This is a genomic window from Nonomuraea sp. IBHARD001, from assembly GCF_056106265.1.
Genome location: NZ_JBWBBW010000002.1, coordinates 410,059 through 427,360 on the forward strand (window position 1 = coordinate 410,059; position 17,302 = coordinate 427,360).

The 17,302-nt window shown below is 68.8% G+C and carries 22 protein-coding genes; 16 read left to right on the forward strand and 6 right to left on the reverse strand.

The annotated features are described in order from the left end of the window. The first annotated feature begins 17 nt into the window (after window positions 1-17). Window positions 18-1,307 (forward strand): glutamate-1-semialdehyde 2,1-aminomutase, encoded by a 1,290-nt coding sequence (hemL, locus tag ACTWNK_RS04015; protein ID WP_474302143.1) that lies wholly within the window; start codon window positions 18-20, stop codon window positions 1,305-1,307. On the opposite strand, the gene ACTWNK_RS04020 is transcribed toward hemL, so the two are convergent. Next, window positions 1,304-1,612 carry a hypothetical protein gene (locus tag ACTWNK_RS04020; protein ID WP_474302144.1) on the reverse strand — a complete coding sequence of 103 codons (309 nt, stop codon included), beginning with the start codon at window positions 1,610-1,612 and terminating at the stop codon, window positions 1,304-1,306. The genes hemL and ACTWNK_RS04020 overlap by 4 nt on opposite strands. Before the next feature lie 340 nt (window positions 1,613-1,952). On the opposite strand from ACTWNK_RS04020, the gene ACTWNK_RS04025 reads away from it, so the two are divergent. Continuing rightward, window positions 1,953-2,885: a LysR substrate-binding domain-containing protein gene (locus ACTWNK_RS04025; protein WP_474302145.1), complete on the forward strand. Its 933-nt coding sequence runs from the start codon at window positions 1,953-1,955 to the stop codon at window positions 2,883-2,885. On the opposite strand, the gene ACTWNK_RS04030 is transcribed toward ACTWNK_RS04025, so the two are convergent. Continuing rightward, entirely contained in the window at window positions 2,878-3,735 is an 858-nt protein-coding gene (locus ACTWNK_RS04030; RefSeq protein ID WP_474302146.1) for an EamA family transporter, read from the reverse strand. The two genes, ACTWNK_RS04025 and ACTWNK_RS04030, sit on opposite strands and share 8 nt — an antisense overlap. Window positions 3,736-3,977: 242 nt before the next feature. Between ACTWNK_RS04030 and ACTWNK_RS04035 the strand changes: the two genes are divergently transcribed. From ACTWNK_RS04035 to ccsB, 5 genes are read left to right on the forward strand one after another with little or no spacing between them, the layout of a single operon-like run. After that, window positions 3,978-4,616, forward strand: coding sequence for a histidine phosphatase family protein (locus ACTWNK_RS04035; protein ID WP_474302147.1), 639 nt, complete (start codon window positions 3,978-3,980; stop codon window positions 4,614-4,616). A 56-nt stretch (window positions 4,617-4,672) separates the two neighbouring features. Further along, window positions 4,673-5,248, forward strand: coding sequence for a TlpA family protein disulfide reductase (locus tag ACTWNK_RS04040; RefSeq protein WP_474302148.1), 576 nt, complete (start codon window positions 4,673-4,675; stop codon window positions 5,246-5,248). Continuing rightward, complete coding sequence (locus ACTWNK_RS04045; RefSeq protein ID WP_474302149.1) at window positions 5,241-5,963, forward strand: cytochrome c biogenesis CcdA family protein; 723 nt, start codon at window positions 5,241-5,243, stop codon at window positions 5,961-5,963. Before ACTWNK_RS04040 ends, ACTWNK_RS04045 begins: the two co-directional genes overlap by 8 nt. Beyond that, the gene (gene resB, locus ACTWNK_RS04050) at window positions 5,963-7,555 is read left to right on the forward strand and encodes a cytochrome c biogenesis protein ResB (protein WP_474302150.1); all 1,593 of its coding nucleotides are present in this window, start codon (window positions 5,963-5,965) and stop codon (window positions 7,553-7,555) included. The genes ACTWNK_RS04045 and resB overlap by 1 nt, the downstream gene beginning before the upstream one ends. Continuing rightward, on the forward strand, window positions 7,552-8,478 hold the full coding sequence (ccsB, locus tag ACTWNK_RS04055; RefSeq protein ID WP_474302151.1) for a c-type cytochrome biogenesis protein CcsB: 927 nt from the start codon (window positions 7,552-7,554) through the stop codon (window positions 8,476-8,478). The genes resB and ccsB overlap by 4 nt, the downstream gene beginning before the upstream one ends. Before the next feature lie 48 nt (window positions 8,479-8,526). Here ccsB and ACTWNK_RS04060 read toward each other — a convergent pair whose 3' ends face one another. Further along, window positions 8,527-8,829: a PLD nuclease N-terminal domain-containing protein gene (locus tag ACTWNK_RS04060; protein WP_474302152.1), complete on the reverse strand. Its 303-nt coding sequence runs from the start codon at window positions 8,827-8,829 to the stop codon at window positions 8,527-8,529. 118 nt (window positions 8,830-8,947) lie between these two features. On the opposite strand from ACTWNK_RS04060, the gene ACTWNK_RS04065 reads away from it, so the two are divergent. Both ACTWNK_RS04065 and ACTWNK_RS04070 read left to right on the forward strand, forming a co-directional pair. After that, the gene (locus tag ACTWNK_RS04065; RefSeq protein WP_474302153.1) at window positions 8,948-9,976 is read left to right on the forward strand and encodes a hypothetical protein; all 1,029 of its coding nucleotides are present in this window, start codon (window positions 8,948-8,950) and stop codon (window positions 9,974-9,976) included. A 10-nt stretch (window positions 9,977-9,986) separates the two neighbouring features. Continuing rightward, entirely contained in the window at window positions 9,987-10,226 is a 240-nt protein-coding gene (locus ACTWNK_RS04070) for a hypothetical protein (RefSeq protein ID WP_474302154.1), read from the forward strand. A 196-nt stretch (window positions 10,227-10,422) separates the two neighbouring features. On the opposite strand, the gene ACTWNK_RS04075 is transcribed toward ACTWNK_RS04070, so the two are convergent. Next, window positions 10,423-10,644 carry a BldC family transcriptional regulator gene (locus ACTWNK_RS04075; RefSeq protein WP_026214226.1) on the reverse strand — a complete coding sequence of 74 codons (222 nt, stop codon included), beginning with the start codon at window positions 10,642-10,644 and terminating at the stop codon, window positions 10,423-10,425. A gap of 261 nt (window positions 10,645-10,905) precedes the next feature. Here ACTWNK_RS04075 and ACTWNK_RS04080 point away from each other — a divergent pair, with 261 nt between their 5' ends. Beyond that, window positions 10,906-11,124, forward strand: coding sequence for a DUF4229 domain-containing protein (locus tag ACTWNK_RS04080; RefSeq protein WP_474302155.1), 219 nt, complete (start codon window positions 10,906-10,908; stop codon window positions 11,122-11,124). On the opposite strand, the gene ACTWNK_RS04085 is transcribed toward ACTWNK_RS04080, so the two are convergent. Next, window positions 11,121-12,362, reverse strand: a complete 1,242-nt coding sequence (locus tag ACTWNK_RS04085; RefSeq protein WP_474302156.1) for a hypothetical protein — start codon at window positions 12,360-12,362, stop codon at window positions 11,121-11,123. The genes ACTWNK_RS04080 and ACTWNK_RS04085 overlap by 4 nt on opposite strands. A gap of 78 nt (window positions 12,363-12,440) precedes the next feature. Between ACTWNK_RS04085 and ACTWNK_RS04090 the strand changes: the two genes are divergently transcribed. Next, the gene (locus ACTWNK_RS04090; protein WP_474302157.1) at window positions 12,441-13,160 is read left to right on the forward strand and encodes a demethylmenaquinone methyltransferase; all 720 of its coding nucleotides are present in this window, start codon (window positions 12,441-12,443) and stop codon (window positions 13,158-13,160) included. Here ACTWNK_RS04090 and ACTWNK_RS04095 read toward each other — a convergent pair. Next, window positions 13,142-13,651 carry a hypothetical protein gene (locus ACTWNK_RS04095; RefSeq protein ID WP_474302158.1) on the reverse strand — a complete coding sequence of 170 codons (510 nt, stop codon included), beginning with the start codon at window positions 13,649-13,651 and terminating at the stop codon, window positions 13,142-13,144. The two genes, ACTWNK_RS04090 and ACTWNK_RS04095, sit on opposite strands and share 19 nt — an antisense overlap. A 285-nt stretch (window positions 13,652-13,936) precedes the next feature. On the opposite strand from ACTWNK_RS04095, the gene ACTWNK_RS04100 reads away from it, so the two are divergent. From ACTWNK_RS04100 to ACTWNK_RS04120, 5 genes are all read left to right on the forward strand, one after another. After that, the gene (locus tag ACTWNK_RS04100; RefSeq protein ID WP_474302159.1) at window positions 13,937-14,815 is read left to right on the forward strand and encodes a helix-turn-helix domain-containing protein; all 879 of its coding nucleotides are present in this window, start codon (window positions 13,937-13,939) and stop codon (window positions 14,813-14,815) included. A gap of 56 nt (window positions 14,816-14,871) precedes the next feature. Then, complete coding sequence (locus ACTWNK_RS04105; RefSeq protein WP_474302160.1) at window positions 14,872-15,075, forward strand: DUF397 domain-containing protein; 204 nt, start codon at window positions 14,872-14,874, stop codon at window positions 15,073-15,075. A 124-nt stretch (window positions 15,076-15,199) separates the two neighbouring features. Continuing rightward, the gene (locus tag ACTWNK_RS04110; protein WP_474302161.1) at window positions 15,200-15,406 is read left to right on the forward strand and encodes a DUF397 domain-containing protein; all 207 of its coding nucleotides are present in this window, start codon (window positions 15,200-15,202) and stop codon (window positions 15,404-15,406) included. 204 nt (window positions 15,407-15,610) lie between these two features. Next, a complete protein-coding gene (locus ACTWNK_RS04115; RefSeq protein ID WP_474302162.1) occupies window positions 15,611-16,864 on the forward strand; it encodes a geranylgeranyl reductase family protein in 1,254 nt (417 codons plus the stop codon). A 76-nt stretch (window positions 16,865-16,940) separates the two neighbouring features. Next, window positions 16,941-17,300: an NADH-quinone oxidoreductase subunit A gene (locus ACTWNK_RS04120; protein ID WP_474302163.1), complete on the forward strand. Its 360-nt coding sequence runs from the start codon at window positions 16,941-16,943 to the stop codon at window positions 17,298-17,300. Window positions 17,301-17,302 lie beyond the last annotated feature (2 nt).

The window sequence follows — 17,302 nt, forward strand, 5'->3', positions numbered from 1 at the left end:
TGACTACGCTTGGACGGGTGAGCAGCACTCAGAACTCAGCCGCCCTGTTCGCCCGCGCCCAGGAGATCGTTCCCGGCGGGGTCAACTCCCCGGTCCGCGCATTCGGCGCGGTCGGCGGCACCCCGCGCTTCATGGCCTCGGGGCAGGGCCCCTACATCACCGACGTCGACGGCAACCGTTACGTCGACCTGGTCTGCTCCTGGGGGCCGATGATCCTCGGCCACCGCCATCCGGCCGTCGTCGAGGCCGTCACCGAGGCGCTCGCGCACGGCATGTCCTACGGCACCGCCACACCCGGCGAGGTGGAACTGGCCGAGGAGATCGTCGGGCGCATCCCGCCCGTGGAGAAGCTGCGCCTGGTCAGCTCCGGCACCGAGGCCACGATGAGCGCCGTGCGCCTGGCCCGGGGGTTCACCGGCCGCTCCACGATCGTCAAGTTCGCCGGCTGCTACCACGGGCACGTCGACGCCCTGCTGGCCTCGGCCGGGTCCGGCGTCGTGACGTTCGGCCTGCCCGACACGCCCGGTGTGACCGGCGCCTCGGCGGCCGACACCATCGTCCTGCCGTACAACGACCTGGCCGCCGTCGAGCAGGCCTTCCGCGAGCACGAGATCGCGTGTGTGATCACCGAGGCGTGCCCGTCCAACATGGGCGTGGTGCCGCCGGTCGAGGGGTTCAACGCCAGGCTCAAGGAGCTGTGCGCGGCCGGGGGCGCGCTGCTGATCGTGGACGAGGTGCTGACCGGCTTCCGGGTCTCGGACCAGGGCTGGTACGGCCTCGACCCGGTCGACGCCGACCTCATGACGTTCGGCAAGGTGATGGGCGGCGGGCTTCCGGCCGCGGCGTTCGGCGGCAGGGCCGACGTCATGGCGCACCTGGCGCCCGAAGGCCCGGTCTACCAGGCGGGCACGTTGTCCGGCAATCCGCTCGCCTGCGCCGCGGGCCTGGCCACACTGCGGGCACTCGACGACGACGCCTACGACCGGATCGACGCCTCCGCGCTGGTCATCGGCAGGGCCGCCTCCGACGCGCTCGCCGCCGCCGGGGTGCCGCATCGGCTGCAGAGTGCGGGCAGCCTGTTCTCGATCTTCTTCACCGACGAGGCCGTGGTGGACTTCGCCGGGGCCCAGCGGCAGAACACCGCCGCCTACACCGCCTTCTTCCACGCGATGCTGGAGCAGGGGGTCTATCTGCCGCCTTCGGCGTACGAGGCGTGGTTCCTGTCGGCGGCGCACGACGACGAGGCGCTGACCAGGATCGCGCAGGCGCTGCCCACCGCGGCGAAGGCAGCGGCGGCGGTGCGCTAACGACTGAGAACGAGGGAGCGTGCGGCCGGAACGCCTTCGACCAGCGCCGAAAGGGCGAGGAGCGGCGGAGCCGACAGTGCGCTCACCCACACCATGAAGCGCAGGGAGTCGCCTGGCGCGGCCTTGCGGGTGGCGATGTTGCCCAGCCCCCACGAGGCGGCGGCCAGGCAGAGCAGGAAGGCGCCGATCGGACCGCTGGCCCCGAAGTCGACGGCGATCAGCACCAGCCCCGACAGGGCGACGGCGAGTCCGGTGATCCGCCTGCGCGTGAGCCGCTCGCCCAGCAGGGTGACGGCTAACACCACGGTGAACACGGTCTGGGCCTGCAGGGCGAGGGACGCGAGTAGCGCAGGCCCGCGAAGAGGAGGGGCGGGAAGTGGCGCAGCCCCACTTCCATCACCACGAAGTTGACGCCCCAGACGGCTGCGAGGGCGACGGCCATGGCTAAGTGCCGTGGCCGCACTACCGGGTCTTGGCCTTGCCCTGGTAGCGGTTGCGCTGCTCGCGGGCCTGCTCGGCGAGAGCCTTGAGGTAGGAGGTTTCCGACTTCTTGCTGACCTTTTCTGTGCTCATGCATATATTTTCGCGGACTCCACTATTGAGCACAAGCGAGACTTTCTAAGGTGCTCCGTTTAGACTTGCTACATGTTGGATCTGAACCGGCTCAAGGCTCTGCATGCCGTCGCCACCTACGGCTCGGTCGGCGCGGCGGCCGACGCGCTCATGGTCACACCGTCGGCCGTCTCCCAGCAGATCGCCAAGCTGGAGCGCGAGATGGGCGCCACGCTCGTCGAGCGCAACGGCAGAGGCGTCAGGCTCACCGACGCGGCCGGACTGCTCGCCGAGCACGCCGAGCGCATCCTCGCCCTGGTCGAGACCGCCGAGGCCGACTTCGAGGCCCTGCGCGGCGCGGTCGTCGGACGGCTTTCGGTCGGCGCCTTTCCCACCGCCGCACGCGGCCTGCTGCCCGCCGCGCTCAACACCCTGCGCGAGCGCCACCCCGACCTGACCGTGCACCTGCACGAGCGCGAGCCGGAACGGCAGCTGCGCGAGGTCGCCAGGGGAGAGCTCGACCTGGCCGTCGTCCAGGACTGGATGAACCGCCCGATGGCCGTGCCCGAGGGCCTGACCAGGGCCCAGCTCGTCGACGACATCGCCGACGTCGTGCTGCCGGTCGGGCACCCACTGGCCGGGCGCAAGGAGATCGAGTTGTCGGAGCTGTCGGGCGAGCGCTGGATCAGCTCATCGCCGGGCACGATCTGCCACGACTGGCTCATCTACACCCTGCGCAGCGCCGAGCTCGAACCCGAGATCACCTGCATGGCCGATGAGTACCCGACCCAGCTCGCCCTCATCGCCGCGGGCCACGGCACCGCCATCATCCCCCGCCTCGGCCGTGACCTCATGCCCGCCACCGTGCGGGCCGTGCCGATCCGCCCCCGCCAGACCCGCCGCATCTACGCCCTCTGGCGCACCGACGCCGCCCGCCGCCCCGCCATCCGGGCCACGGTCGAGGCCCTCCTGCAGGCCAGCCGCAACCTGGAGAACGACTGGATGACGGCAGCGGCGGTCAGCTGAGCCCGATCGCCACCATCCCCGTCAGGATCACCCCCGCCGCCAGCAGCCTGCGGCGCACGTCGCCCTCGGACAGCAGTCGGCCGCCGAGCACGACCGCGATGAGCACGCTCACCTCGCGCATCGGCGCCACCACGCTCACCGGGGCCATGGTGAAGGCGTGGAGGACCAGCACGTACGACAGCGGGATCAGCAGGGCGGCGCCGATCACGCGTGTCCTGTGCGCGCGCCACACACCGGCGACGAGGGCGCGTCTGCGGGGGGTCGCGATCCAAGGGGTCAACGCCACCGCACGGCCCACCTCGCCCAGGTAGTTCAGCATCATCGGCGCCACCATGAAGACGCCGACGACCTGGCGGTCCCAGATCGTGTAGCCCGCGATGAACACACCGGTCAGCAGGCCGTACACCAGGCCTTTGGGGTCGATCCTGCGGCCCGTGCCCATGACGAACACGCCTCCGCAGACCAGGACGATGCCCGCGATCCCGGCGGGGGCCGGGTGTTCGCCGAGGAAGAGGACGGCGACCAGGCTGGCCAGCATCGGGCCGGTGCCTCTGGCGACCGGGTACACCGTCGACAGGTCGCCGTGGCCGTAGCCGCGTTGCAGGAGCAGGAAGTAGCCCAGGTGCAGGCTGAGGCTGACGGCGATCACCCCGAGGTCGAGCCAGCCGAGCCGTACCCCTTCGACCAGGGCGAAGCCGAGCGCGACGGGGGCCCACAGGACGGCCGAGGCGACGCCGACCAGCCAGATGAACACCACGCCGTCGGCGTCGGCGGCCTGTTTGCTCAGCAGGTTCCACGAGGCGTGCGCGACGGCGGCGACGAGGATGAGGGCGAGAACGAGAGGACTCACGCGAGACTCCCTCCGGGTAGGCGGACAGGAGCCTCCAGGCTTTTGTCCCGTCAGCTGTGCGGCCTCCCGGCCGGGGCGCCGCTCGGACCTGACGTCCGGCCCTGATTGTGTCGGCGATATATCGGGCGGGCCGGATGCGGAACCCTAGGCGCAGTCGAGCCTCACTTTACCGTCCGTTTACCCGGAGGAGCAGGCAGCCTGCCGTTATCGCCGCCATCGAAGCGGCTAGGCTGGAGCGCACCATGGCAGAGACCACCGTCATCCACCTGCTGCGTCACGGCGAGGTGGAAAACCCCAACGGCATCCTCTACGGCAGGCTGCCCGGCTATCACCTGTCCCGGACCGGAAACCGGATGGCCGACACCGTCGCCAAAGCCGTGACCGGTCGCGATGTGGTCAGGCTCTACAGCTCACCCCTGGAGCGGGCGCAGGAGACGGCGGCGCCGCTGGCCGCGGCCTTCGGGCTCGACGTGACGCTCGACGAGCGGCTGATCGAGGCGGACAACCTGTTGCAGGGCGCCGCCGTCGGCATGGGGATCGGCATATTGCGTAATCCACGCCATTACCGCTACTTCACCAACCCGTTCCGGCCCTCGTGGGGCGAGCGATACACCGACGTCGTGGCCCGGATGCGGCTGGTCATCGACGACGCGCGCGACGACGCCCGAGGACACGAGGCGGTGCTGGTCAGCCATCAGCTGCCGATCTGGATCATCAGGCTCGCCGCCGAGGGCCGCAGGCTCTGGCACGACCCGCGCCGCAGGCAGTGCTCGCTGGCCAGTCTGACGAGCCTGACGTTCGACGGCGACCGGCTCATCTCGGTCGGCTACAGCGAACCCGCCGCCGCGCTGGTGAAGGGGCCCACTGTCCCGGGCGCCTGACCCCGCCGGTAGAGTGACGAGCTCTACTGGTTGTAGTACAAGGAGATCCCTCTCCCGTGCGCGCAAAGCCCTTCGCCTTCGCCCTGCTGGCTGCCCTTCCCCTGGTCATGGCCGGGTGCGCGGGCGATCCCGCAGGCCAGCCGCAGGCCGGCGACACCAGGTTCGTCGCGGGTGACGGCAAGGTGCAGATCTTCGCACCCGCCGACCGCAAGCCCGCGCCGCCCGTGCAGGGCGAGGGCCTCGACGGCGGCACGCTGTCGACGGCCGAGCACAAGGGCAAGGTCGTCGTGCTCAACGTCTGGGCCTCCTGGTGCGGCCCCTGCCGGGCCGAGGCGCCCGTGCTCAAGGACGTCGCGGCCAAGACCAAGGCCAGCGGTGTGGAGTTCATCGGCATCGACTTCAAGGACCAGAAGGCGGCGGCCCTGGCCTTCGAACGCACCGAGCAGCCCGGCTACCGCAGCATCTTCGACCAGAAGGGCGCCGTGCTGCTGCCCTTCACCGGCACCGTGCCGCCCGCCTCCATCCCCGCCACGCTCATCATCGACGCGCAGGGCAGGATCGCGGCCAGGGCGCTCGGCGCCGTCAAGTACACCGACCTGATGAACGCCGTGACCAAGGTGCGCGATGAGTGACGTCGTCGCCTCGGGCTCGCTGCTGCTGGCGGTGCCCATCGCGATCCTGGCCGGGATCGTCTCCTTCCTCTCGCCGTGCGTGCTGCCGCTCGTACCCGGTTACCTGTCCTATGTGACCGGGATGAGCGGCGATCCCAAGCGCGGGCGGCTCCTGCTCGGCACCCTGCTGTTCGTCCTCGGCTTCGCGGTGGTCTTCGTACTCGGCGGTGCCCTGTTCGGCGGCCTCGGCCAGATCATGTACGGCAACGCCGAGACGATCACGCGGGTGCTCGGCGTGCTGACGATCGTGCTCGGCCTGGCCTTCCTCGGGGTGATCCCCGGGCTGATGCGTGACATGCGCATCCACCGGGCGCCCGCGGCGGGTCTGGCGGGCGCGCCGCTGCTCGGGGTGGTGTTCGGGCTCGGCTGGACGCCGTGCATCGGGCCCACGCTGGCCGTCGTGCTCGCACTCGGCGTCAACGAGGGCAGCGCCGGGCGTGGCGCCCTGCTCGCCTTCTTCTACGCGGCCGGTCTCGGGCTGCCGTTCGTGGTGGCCGGTCTGGCCTACACCAGGGCGTTGCGGACGTTCAAGGCGATCCGCCGGCATCAGCAGCTCATCACCAGGGTCGGCGGCGGCATGCTGGTCGCGGTCGGCGTGCTGCTGGTCACCGGGCTGTGGGGGGAGATCATTGCGAACATGCAGGTCTGGGTCGGCGGATTCGTACCGGTGATCTGATGGGCGACTCGATCGTGGACAACACCGCAGGCAAGGGCCTCGGGCTCGTGGGGTGGCTGCGCTGGGGCTGGCGCACGCTCACCTCGATGAAGACCGCCCTCGTGCTGCTCTTCCTGTTCGCGCTGGCCTCCATCCCCGGCTCGCTGGTGCCGCAGCGCGGCGTCGAGCCGGACAAGGTCGCGCGCATCTTCCAGGAGGACCCCACGCTGGCCGCCTGGTACGACAGGCTCTGGCTGTTCGACGTCTTCACCTCGCCGTGGTTCGCGGCCATCTACCTGCTGCTGTTCACCTCGCTGATCGGCTGCATCATCCCGCGTACCTCGACGTACCTGCGTGAGTTGCGCCGCCGTCCTCCGGCCGCGCCGCGCAACCTGTCGAGGCTGCCGCACCACGCCTCGTTCGCCTCCGGCGCCTCCGCCGACGACCTCGCGCGGACGCTGCGCTCGATGCGGTTCCGCGTCGACAGCGGTCCCGGGTGGGTCTCGGCCGAGAAGGGCTACCTGCGTGAGGCGGGCAACCTGCTCTTCCACACCTCTCTGCTCGGCCTGCTGGTCGCGGTCGCCTTCGGCTCGCTCTACGGCTATCGCGGCAATGTGCTGGTCGTGGAGGGCGACGGCTTCTCCAACACCGTGGCCGCCTACGACCGCTACATCCCGGGCACCCAGGTCGCGGCCGAGTCGCTCGAACCGTTCTCCTTCACCTTGCGCGACTTCCAGGCCACCTACCAGGTCGAGGGCGACAAACGCGGTCAGGAGCTCGACTACTCGGCCCACCTGGCGGTGACCGACGCGCCCGGCGGCACCGAACGCGACTACGAGCTCAAGGTCAACGAGCCGCTGGAGATCAACGGCACCCAGACCTATCTCATCGGACACGGCTACGCCCCGACCTTCAAGATCACCGACGGCAAGGGCCAGATCGTCCACGAGGGCGCCGTGCCGTGCCTGATCTCCGACAAGCCCACGCTCACCTCGGCCTGTGTCATCAAGGCGCCGGACGCCAGGCCCGAGCAGCTCGGCTTCGTGCTGAGCTTCCTGCCGACCAGCGTCGCCCTTCAGGGTGGCGGGCACGCCTCGGCCTTCCCCGGTGCGCTGAACCCGGCCGTGCAGATCATCGGCGTGTTCTCCGGCGACCTCGGCGTGCGGTCGGGCCGGCCGATGTCGGTGTACGAGCTCGCGCCGCCCGATGTGATGAAGAAGCTCAATCCACTCGTCATGGGGTCGAAGGCGCCGCCTCCGCTGGAGCCCGGCCAGTCGTTCGACCTGCCCGGCGGCCTTGGCACGATCGCGTTCACCGGCGTCAAGGAGTGGATGACGCTGCAGATCGCCTACGACCCGGGCCGTATGCCCGCGCTCGTCACCTCGGTGCTCGCGGTCGTCGGCATCGTGATGTCGCTGATGATCAGGCGCAGGCGCGTCTTCGTCAGGACCGACGGGAGCACGGTCACCGTGGGCGGCCTGACCCGTACGGAGGGCTCGGGCGCGACGTTCGCCGAGGAGTTCGCCGACATCGTCAAGGCTCTGTCCCCAGGCTCATCCGACGATGTCGAGGATGACCTCATAGCAGGACCTCATAGCAGGAGTGAAGGATGACCGCTGAGCAACTCGGCGAGCTGAGCGATCAGCTCGTCCTGGCTACGGTGCTGCTGTACCTGGGGGCGATGATCGCATTCGCCCTCGAACTCGCCTTCGGCAAGGCCAGAACCGACCGTCCCGCCCGCAAGGTCCCGGTGGGCGCGGGCGGACCCGGCGCGCCGGCCTACGACGACGTGCCCACGCCGGAGGCGCCCGCGTGGGCGGCCAGGGCCGGAGGCATCGGGGTGGTGCTGGCCTGGATCGGCTGGGCGGCCAACCTGGTGGCCATCGTCGCGCGCGGGCTGTCGGTCGACCGCTGGCCGTGGGGCAACATGTATGAGTTCGTGGTGGCGATCTGTTTCGCCGCCGTGAGCGCGTTCCTGTTCACCCTGCTCCGGGCCAATGTGCGCTTCCTCGGTGCGTTCGTCACGGTGACGGCGGCGCTCGGGCTCGGCTTCGCGGTGATCTGGCTGCACGTGCAGGCCGGGCCCGTTGTCCCGGCGCTCAACTCCTACTGGATCGCGATCCACGTCAGTGCGGCGATCATCGCGAGCGGGCTGTTCATCGTCGCCGGTGCTTCGGGCATCCTCTACCTGCTCAGGGGCGACGGGCTCTCGCGGCTGCCCGCGCGTGCCGACCTGGAGCGTGTGGCGCACCGGGCGATCGTGCTGGCGTTCCCGATCTGGACGTTCGCCGTCATCGCCGGTGCGCTGTGGGCCGACAAGGCGTGGGGCCGGTACTGGGGCTGGGACCCCAAGGAGGTCTGGGCGTTCATCACGTGGGTGGCCTACGCGGCCTACCTGCACGCCAGGGTGACGGCCGGATGGCGGGGCAGGGCGGCGACGATCGTGCAGCTGGTGGCGTTCGGGTGCCTGCTGTTCAACCTGGTCGGCGTCAACATCTTCCTCGGCGGGCTGCACAGCTACGCCGACGTCGGCTGAGACGCGCTCACACGAGACAGGCACCGGGCGGGGAGCACCCCCGCCCGGTCAGTCGTCGTCGCGCAGCCTGCGGTCGAGGTCGCGCAGGAAGTCGGGGTCGTCGTCCGGCCCCTTGGGCGCCTCGGGACGCTGCTGCGGCGGCGGCGTGGAGCCGGGCACGGCACCGCCGCCGCCCCGGGGACGGCCGAGCAGGAGCCAGAAGAGGCCGCCCGCCAACGGCACCAGCACGATGATCAACACCCAAAGGATCTTGGGCAGGTTGCGCGTCTCCTCGTCGGGCGTGGTGATCACGTCGAACAGGCAGTAGAGCCACAGGGCCAGCACTGCCAGGCCTAGAAGCACATTAGGCATGCCCGCACTGTAAGCCATCCACACCGTGATCGTGTCGGCGCACTGTCCCATTTCGGATGACTGGCGAAGATCCACGTCGTACGGTGGAACCCGGTTCTGTGATCCGTGGAGAGGTGCGATGGCCTTTTCTGGCGACAAGGGCCGCCATCGAGGCGTAAGCCGATGGTGGCGCCGGGGTTCCTACCTTTCCTCCCGCCGCAACACCGCGAGGGCCGAACGCTCGATCTGGCAGGCCCGCCTCGGACGCGGCGGCGCCGACCGGGTCACGACGGGCGACAGGGGTGACCCCTGGGAACGCATCCACGGCGGCGACACCGCACAACCCCCCGAACGCGGCAGACGACCTGGCGGCCGGAGCGGCGTCGAATGGTCGGGCAGAGGGACGGCCGACCGCGTCACGAAGGGCGAAAGGACCGACCGGGGAGACCGGCCGCGCACCCGGCTGTCCGCCTCGGTCGCCGAGCGCCCGCAGTACACCTGGCAGGACTTCGAGCTGAGCGACGAACGGCCGAGGGCGCAGCCCAACACCCCCGACTCGCCGTACACAGGTGACGGCCTGCGGCACTGCGGCAAGCTGGAGGCGGTGCTGCACCGGCAGTGGGACGCCAGGCTCGGGCCGCCGCCGCCCGACGTGGTCAGGGCGGTGGAGAGCCTGGCCCGGCTGCCCGACCGGCTCAAGGAGAAGCTGGCCGAGGGCCTCGAAGGCATCTACGTGGGCCCGGGCGGCGTGCCCGACCTGGACGACATGGGCTACCTGCGCGGCGCTCCACTGCCGTCAGGGCGCGCCTCGTGGGACATCTGCGCGGGCGCGTACGGCGATCGCAAGATCGTGGTGGGCGACCGGCCCTCGCCCACGCCCGACGTGATGATGCACGAGGTCGGCCACGCGCTCGACGACGTCGACTCGCCGTACGGCGACTGGGTGTCGGACTCGGCGGAGTTCCAGCTGCTCTACGACAAGTGCGGTTCGCTGTTCGCCTCGGCCTTCCACCGGCAGGGCGGAGGGCTCGGTCGCAAGGAGTTCTTCGCCGACGCCTTCGCCGCCATCGCGTCCAGACAGCGTCCAGCACTCGTCGACATGCTGAGCGGTGACACGAGGCTCGCGCTGGATGTCATGCTCTTCTTCAACCGGCGTTACGGAATCTAGGTGATATCCCATGTACGTCATCCGGCTCGACGACGGGACCTTGCGGGTGCCGCAGAGCCTGACCAGCGGTGACGGGCGCCTGATCGGCAACGCGTACGTCGAGCTCGAGCCCGGCGATCCCGACTACGACCAATGGTTGCCCGAGGCGCTCACCGAGGACGAGGCCGAGGAGCGGCGCACGCGCTGGAAGGAGGACAACGACGCGCTTGAGCGCGAATTCCTGGCCTACAAGGCCCAGCAGGGGGAGTGACGCCACCTGCTTCAGCTGATGCCCGTCAGATCTCCCAGCGGCGGCGAGGGACGCGGCGCGGGGTGGGAGGCATGACGAGGCGGCTGTGCGGTATACCGGCCGTCGGACAGCTGTCCACTGTCGACTCGGACGAGTGTCCTCGGTGACCCTGCGGCTTCCAGGTTCGGGGGCGCAGAGTCACCGTGGTGACGGCACGTCAAACGCGCGGAGACTCACCTGCCGGCCTGTCGGCCGTAAGGACGTCCTCGCCACGAAGGAGGGCATGCACTTCCGACTCGCGGAAACGCCGGTGCCCCCCGGGGGTACGGATGCTACTGATGCGGCCTGCCGCGGCCCAGCGCGTAACCGTCTTTGGGTCTACCCGGAAGAGGGCGGCAACCTCTCCTGGGGTCAGCAGACGCTCGCTGCTACTCTCCACCAATCTCTCCCCCTCGCATCCCGCTTCCTGCCAGCGGGCGGACAGGTAACCAAGTGTGTCGAGCGAAGCCTGATTTATCCGTGGTTTTCAGCAAAGATCACGGGTTGTTATCAGCTGACTGCCCGATTGTTATATGATAGAGCCTCTTTGGGGCTCTCGTGGGTGTTTCTTTACGAAAGCACCTGAACGGGCACCCTAGCAGCGCTCGCTCCCGATGCGAAGAGCGCTCGCGGTGTCCGAGGGTGACGTAACCTCGACGGCGTGCGTCCAGTCCTCGTATACACCGCATCGCGGATCGGCTTGTTCGTCGTGGCCTTCGTGGTGATCTACATCGTCAGCCCGTGGAACATCTGGCTTGAGCTGATCATTGCGTTCCTGATCAGCGGAATCGCCAGCTATGTCCTGCTCTCCCAGCAACGCGACGCGATGAGCGAGCGCATCAGCGGGAAGGTTCCCCCAAAGCCTCTCGAAGACGACTAGGGCAGCGGGAACATGCCTATCCGGGCATGGTACTCGTGACTGAGCGATGTCGTGTCGCTACCAACGAGTAATCCGCCCTTATGCGCAAGAAAGGCCTTGACGCCGATGCCGCGCTCCCTGCCGGGGTTCCAGCGCAGCGCCTTGCCCGTGGTCGGATGGATGGCGGCGATGCCCTCTCTCGGCACCGATCCCGGGCCCGCCGAGTCGCGGCCGTAGGGGTTGTCCATCCATCGCTGGTGCCCGCCCACGTAAACCGCGGCGCCGGTGACCGCCACCGAGTAGAGCGAGTCGCCGCCCGTGTGGTTGACCCAGGTGGGCCGGATGTCGGATCCCGTGGTGTAGGTCTCGAACCTGGCCGCGCTGTCGCACAGCTTGCGGCCGCCGCCGGGGCCGCCGGTCGCCACCACGGCGAAGTAGCTGCCGTCGGGTGCGAAGTCCAGCCCGCGCACGTAGGAGGGGAAGACCTCCATGCACTCCGGCTCGTAGGCGGCGGTGTGCCAGTCGGCGACCTTCGCCTCGGGGCCGCCGATGTCGATGAGGCCGAGCTGCGGTCTCGGCAGTCCGTCGAGCGTGGTGAACGTGCCGTCGACGGCCAGCCGGTCGCGGGTGGCCGCCAGCGCGTATACGCGGACCTTGGGCGTGCGCGGGTCGCCCGGTGTGACGGTGAAGGCGGGGTCGGGCGCGCCGGTCGCGGTGTCGAGCCTGGCCAGGCCGGTGCGTGAGGAGGAGTCGATGCGGATGAAGTCGCCGCCCACGTAGAGCTGCGTGCCGCGTCTGGCCAGGGTGGAGACCGACCCGCCGTACACCCTCGGTGCGAACGAGCGCACCGTCGAGCCGTCGGACAGCCTCAGCCTGACCAGGGCCCTGCCCTTGCCCCTGTTGACGGTGGCGAAGTCGCCCCCCGCGTAGACCGAGCCGCCCGTGCCCACGGCCAGCGCGTGCACGGGACCGTCGACCGTGGGCGCGAAGCCGGGCAGCACCCGGCCGGTGCGCAGGTCGTAGGCGAACAGATTGCTTCTGACCATCTCGGTGGAGTCGCCCGCGTCACGGACGAGGCTGAACTGGCCGCCGACCACGACCGTGTCGCCCGCCAGGGCGATGGCGTTGACGATGCCGTCGAGAACATGGGGCGTGGTGTCGACCGGATCTTCGGACACGACGCGGGAGTGCCTGGTCACGCCGGTCGGGACGAACGCCAGGACCGCCACGACCGCCGCTGCGGTGGTTCGGGCAAGCATTCGTCAAGTGGTAGCAGACTCTTGGTTACCGAGAGACTACTTTCCGTTTATTGTCCACTACGCCCTAGGCTTATCCTCATGACGCGCGCTTCGCTGGACAAGCAGCCGCACGAGGTCGCCGCGATGTTCGATCGCACGGCCCGGCGCTACGACCTGGTCAACGATGTCCTCTCCCTCGGCCAGGACCGGCTGTGGCGCAGGGCGACGGCCGCCGCCGTCGACGCGGGCCCGGGTGAGCTCGTCCTCGACCTCGGCGCGGGCACGGGCACGTCGACCGAGGCCTTCACCGCACTCGGCGCCAGGGCGATCGCCTCCGACTTCTCCCTCGGCATGCTGCGCACCGGCGTCGAGCGCAAGGGCGGCAACGGCCTGACGGGAGGCGGCCTGGCCTTCATCGCCGGGGACGCGCTCAAGCTGCCGTTCGCCGACGACTCCTTCGACGCCGTCACCATCTCCTTCGCCCTGCGCAACGTGCACGACACCGAGCGGGCCCTGCGCGAGATGCTGCGCGTGGCCAAGCCGGGCGGGCGGCTGGTGATCTGCGAGTTCTCCCACCCCACGGTCAAGTCGTTCGACCTGGTCTACTCGCAGTACCTGATGAAGGCGCTCCCGCGCGTGGCCAGGGTGTTCGGCTCCAACGACGACTCCTACGACTACCTGGCCGAGTCCATCGCCGACTGGCACGACCAGCCGGCCCTCGCCTCGATCGTCCAGAGGGCCGGTTGGCGCAAGGTGGCGTGGCGCAACCTGTCGCTCGGCGTCGCCGCACTGCACCGGGGTTACAAGCCCCAGGGCTGAACGACCGCGACCGTCACACGCGCACTGTTGCCCCCTTCCTGCTCGACGACCGCGTGTACGGCGCCGCAGGCCGCGGCGATCGCCGTCTCGTGCTCCTTGATCACCTCCGCGGTGAGCCCCGAAGGGCAGAGCACACTCAGGAAGACCGCACGGCTCTGCGGCCTCATCCGCGTCCGGATGACGAGCGGCAGCCGTCCTGTGGGGCTCCGCATCGGCGTGCGCAGGCACACGCCCTGGAAGCGGTGCCTGACCACGAGCGCGACGACGCGCAGGCGCAGGCCTCGCCGTACGTGCGGGGTGCCGAGGCAGGCGAGTACGACGCCGAGCGGGGCCAGCACGGCGCTCACGGGACCGGCCCAAAGGGCGGTCTGCGCGACGCACACGGCCATCAGGGCCAGCGCGCCGATCACGTCCCGCCATCGGACGGCGGCTCCCAGCAACGACAGGGGCCGACTCTTGCGTGACGTGTGGTGCAGGGGGAAGCTGGACATGGTTCCACCGCCGATTCCCTTCGCGGTCGGTTGGGGAGGTGTTGTGGGATCCCGGGCGGATGGGTGCTGACCATCCGCCCGTTCACGTGCCGGAGGCGGCAACGGAATGGTGAACATCCGCGCTTTCCCCGGGCGGGCGGGCTACTCTCATAGTGCGGTCCCGAAAGGACCGATGCAATTCCCGCAGGGATTCCTGTTGCGACTATTTAGGTGATTCCCTACGGGATTGAACCTGGTGGCTACGGGGTATCCCTTCGGGGTTTCTCTTTTGGGAGGAGTCGGTCGTTGGCTACCAACCTCAGCCCGACCGTCTGCCGTCGCAGGCTCGCCGCGGAGCTGCGCCGGTCTCGCGAGGATGCCGGTTTACAGGGCACCCAGGTCGCCAAGGCGCTCAACTGGTCCACCTCCAAGGTCTCCCGCCTGGAAAACGGCCAGGTGCTGCCCAATGAGAAGGACGTCACCACGCTGCTGCGCCATTACGACGTCGACGAGTCCAGGGTCGCCCTGCTCGTGGGGTTGGTGGAGCTGGCGCAGAGCAAGGGGTGGTGGGAGTCGCAGAGTGAGTTGCTCGGCGAGACGCTGACCGACTTCCTCGGCATGGAGGCGGCGGCCTCGGAGATCCGCACCTGGCAGACCATGGTCATTCCCGGCCTGCTGCAGAGCGCCGACTACGCCCGCGCGCTCGGCCGTGGTTCGACCGACCTCTACGCGACGACGCCTGGCGAGGCCGAGCGGAGGGTCCAGGTGCGTATCCGGCGCCAGCGCCTACTCACGGCGCCACACGCGCCCAGTGTGCACACCGTGATCGACGAGGGGGTGCTGAAGCGCACCTACGGCGACGCCGGCATCATGCGCGAGCAGCTGCGCCACCTGCTCAAGCTCTCCGAACTGCCCAACGTCGTGGTGCAGGTGCTCAGGCTCGACGGACCGCACTTCTTCGACTCCGGCAGCTTCGTCCTGCTCAGGTTCCCCGAGATCGAGGGACTGGGCGGCGCCTACGGCGACGTCGCCTACGCGGAGTCCTTCCACATCAAGACCATCGAGGAGAGTGAGGCGTCGGTATACCGGTACGAAATGACCTTCGACAAGCTCGCCACGATGGCGCTCGACCCCACCTCGTCCAGGGAGAGGATCGCCAGGCTGGCCGATTCCCTGAAGAGTTAGAAGGCGTCTTCGGGAGGGAATAGGTGGATTGCCCCCTAATGCCCCAAGGAGACTGCATGGGCGAGCACGCCTCCGAGGCTACATGGCGCAAGAGTAGTTACAGCATTCCTAGTGGTGAATGCATTGAAGTGTCCCGATCGCCGTCGGGAGAGGTGTGCATCAGGGATTCGAAAGACCCGACAGGTCCGTTCCTGACGTTCTCGCCGGACGCCTGGCGCTCCTTCGTCGATCACGTCAAGGGAGGCGGGCTCGACACGTAAGCGAGGCTCTCGTGCAAGCCTGCTGGTCGGTCCGGAAATCTCACCGACACGGCAGACTTTTCTTACCAGTTAGACAGTTGAAGATCTCTGCGGGCTGTACCCTCTGACCATCGCGTCAGCGTTGATGCCTAAGGAGGCTTGGGTGGGTCCCACGGAAGCGCCATTGGTGTGGCGGAAGAGTTCCTTCAGCACTGCTACGGGCGAGTGCGTCGAGTTCTCCCCATCCGCCGACCGAGTGCTCATGCGCGACTCCAAGGACCCCTCGGGACCGGTTCTCAGCTTCTCGCCCGGGGAGTGGCGGGACTTCCTGGCGAAGATCCGCGGCGTCTGAAGCTCGGCGCTGTGATCGTTCAAGGCCCTCCGTCGGTGACGGGGGGCCTTCGTGTGTGAGGTTACCCATGGGTAGGACCACCCGCCTGACACGTTGCGTCGGAAAAGCGTTAGACTGCGGGCCGACAAGTTTGTGAAGAGGTTCACAAAGGAACGAAGGCCCCACACCCCGAGGCCATCGAGCGTGTAGGACAGGACAGGTCCCGTGACCGTGCCAGCCGCCATCCAGGCTGACGCCGACGTCATCGTCGTCGGCGCCGGTCCCGCCGGTTCCGCAACCGCCTTTTATCTCGCCCAGGCCGGGCTCGACGTGTTGCTCCTGGAGAAGACCAGGTTCCCGCGCGAGAAGGTCTGCGGCGACGGGCTCACCCCCCGGGCGGTCAAGCAACTGATCAACATGGGCGTCGACATCGACGCGCCGGGCTGGATCAGGAACAAGGGCCTTCGAGTCGTCGGCGGGGGGCTGCGCTTCGAGCTCGACTGGCCGGAGTTGTCCAGCTATCCCGACTTCGGCCTGGTCAGAACCAGACAGGACTTCGACCAGATCGTCGCGGCCAACGCGGTCAAGGGCGGTGTGCGCCTGATCGAGGGCGTCAACGTCACCGGGCCGATCCTCGACGACAGGTCGGGCCACGTCGTGGGCGTCACGGCCAAGGACGGCACGGACTACCGTGCGCGTGTCGTGGTCGCGGCCGACGGCAACTCCACCAGGCTCGCCCTCGCACTCGGGCTGCACAAGCGCGAGGACCGCCCGATGGGCGTCGCGGTGCGCACGTACTTCGAGAGCCCGCGTCACGACGACGACTACCTGGAGACCTGGCTGGAGCTCTGGGACGGCGACACGCTGCTGCCCGGCTACGGCTGGATCTTCGGCGTCGGCGACGGCACCAGCAATGTCGGCCTGGGCCTGCTGAACACCAGCACCCAGTTCGGCAACATCGACTACCGCGACCTGCTGCGGCGCTGGGTGCGCAACATGCCGCCCGAGTGGGGCTACACCGAGGCCAACATGACCGGCCCGATCCGCGGAGCCGCGCTACCGATGGCGTTCAACCGGCAGCCGCACTACACGCGGGGCCTCGTGCTCGTGGGCGACGCGGGCGGTGCGATCAACCCCTTCAACGGGGAGGGCATCGCCTACGCCATGGAGACCGGCGAGATCGCCGCGGAGATCGTCGCCAAGGCGCTGACCGGCACCACGGCGGCGCAGCAGGAGCGCACGCTGCGGACCTACCCCCAGGTGCTCAAGGACGTCTACGGTGGGTACTTCACCCTGGGGCGGGCCTTCGTCGAGGTCATCGGCAGGCCCGGCGTGATGAACTTCGGCACGCGGCACGCGCTGCCGCATCCGAGGCTGATGCGTTTCGCGCTCAAGCTTCTTGCTAATCTCACCGACCGGCGAGGCGACGCGTCAGACCGGATCATCAACGCTCTCTCAAAGGTCGCCCCACCAGCATGAACCTTAGACTTGCCCGGCAAACTTATAGATCAGTCCGCGCGTTCGCGCGCGTGGAGATGGGAGAGGAGGCGTAGCGATGGATCTTTATCTACCCATCCTCGTGCTCGCCGTTGTCGCGGGAGGCTTCGCTGTCTTCTCGGTCGCGATCGCTCCTTTCACCGGTCCCAAGCGCTGGAACCGCGCGAAGCTTGACGCATACGAATGCGGCATCGAGCCCACGCCCCAGCCGGTCGGTGGCGGCCGCTTCCCGCTGAAGTACATGATCACCGCGATGCTGTTCATCGTGTTCGACATCGAGATCATCTTCCTGTACCCGTGGGCGGTCTCCTTCGACCTGCTCGGCGTGTTCGGACTGGTCGAGATGGTGCTGTTCATCGTCACCGTGCTCGTGGCCTACGCGTACGTGTGGCGCCGCAAGGGTCTGGACTGGGACTAGAA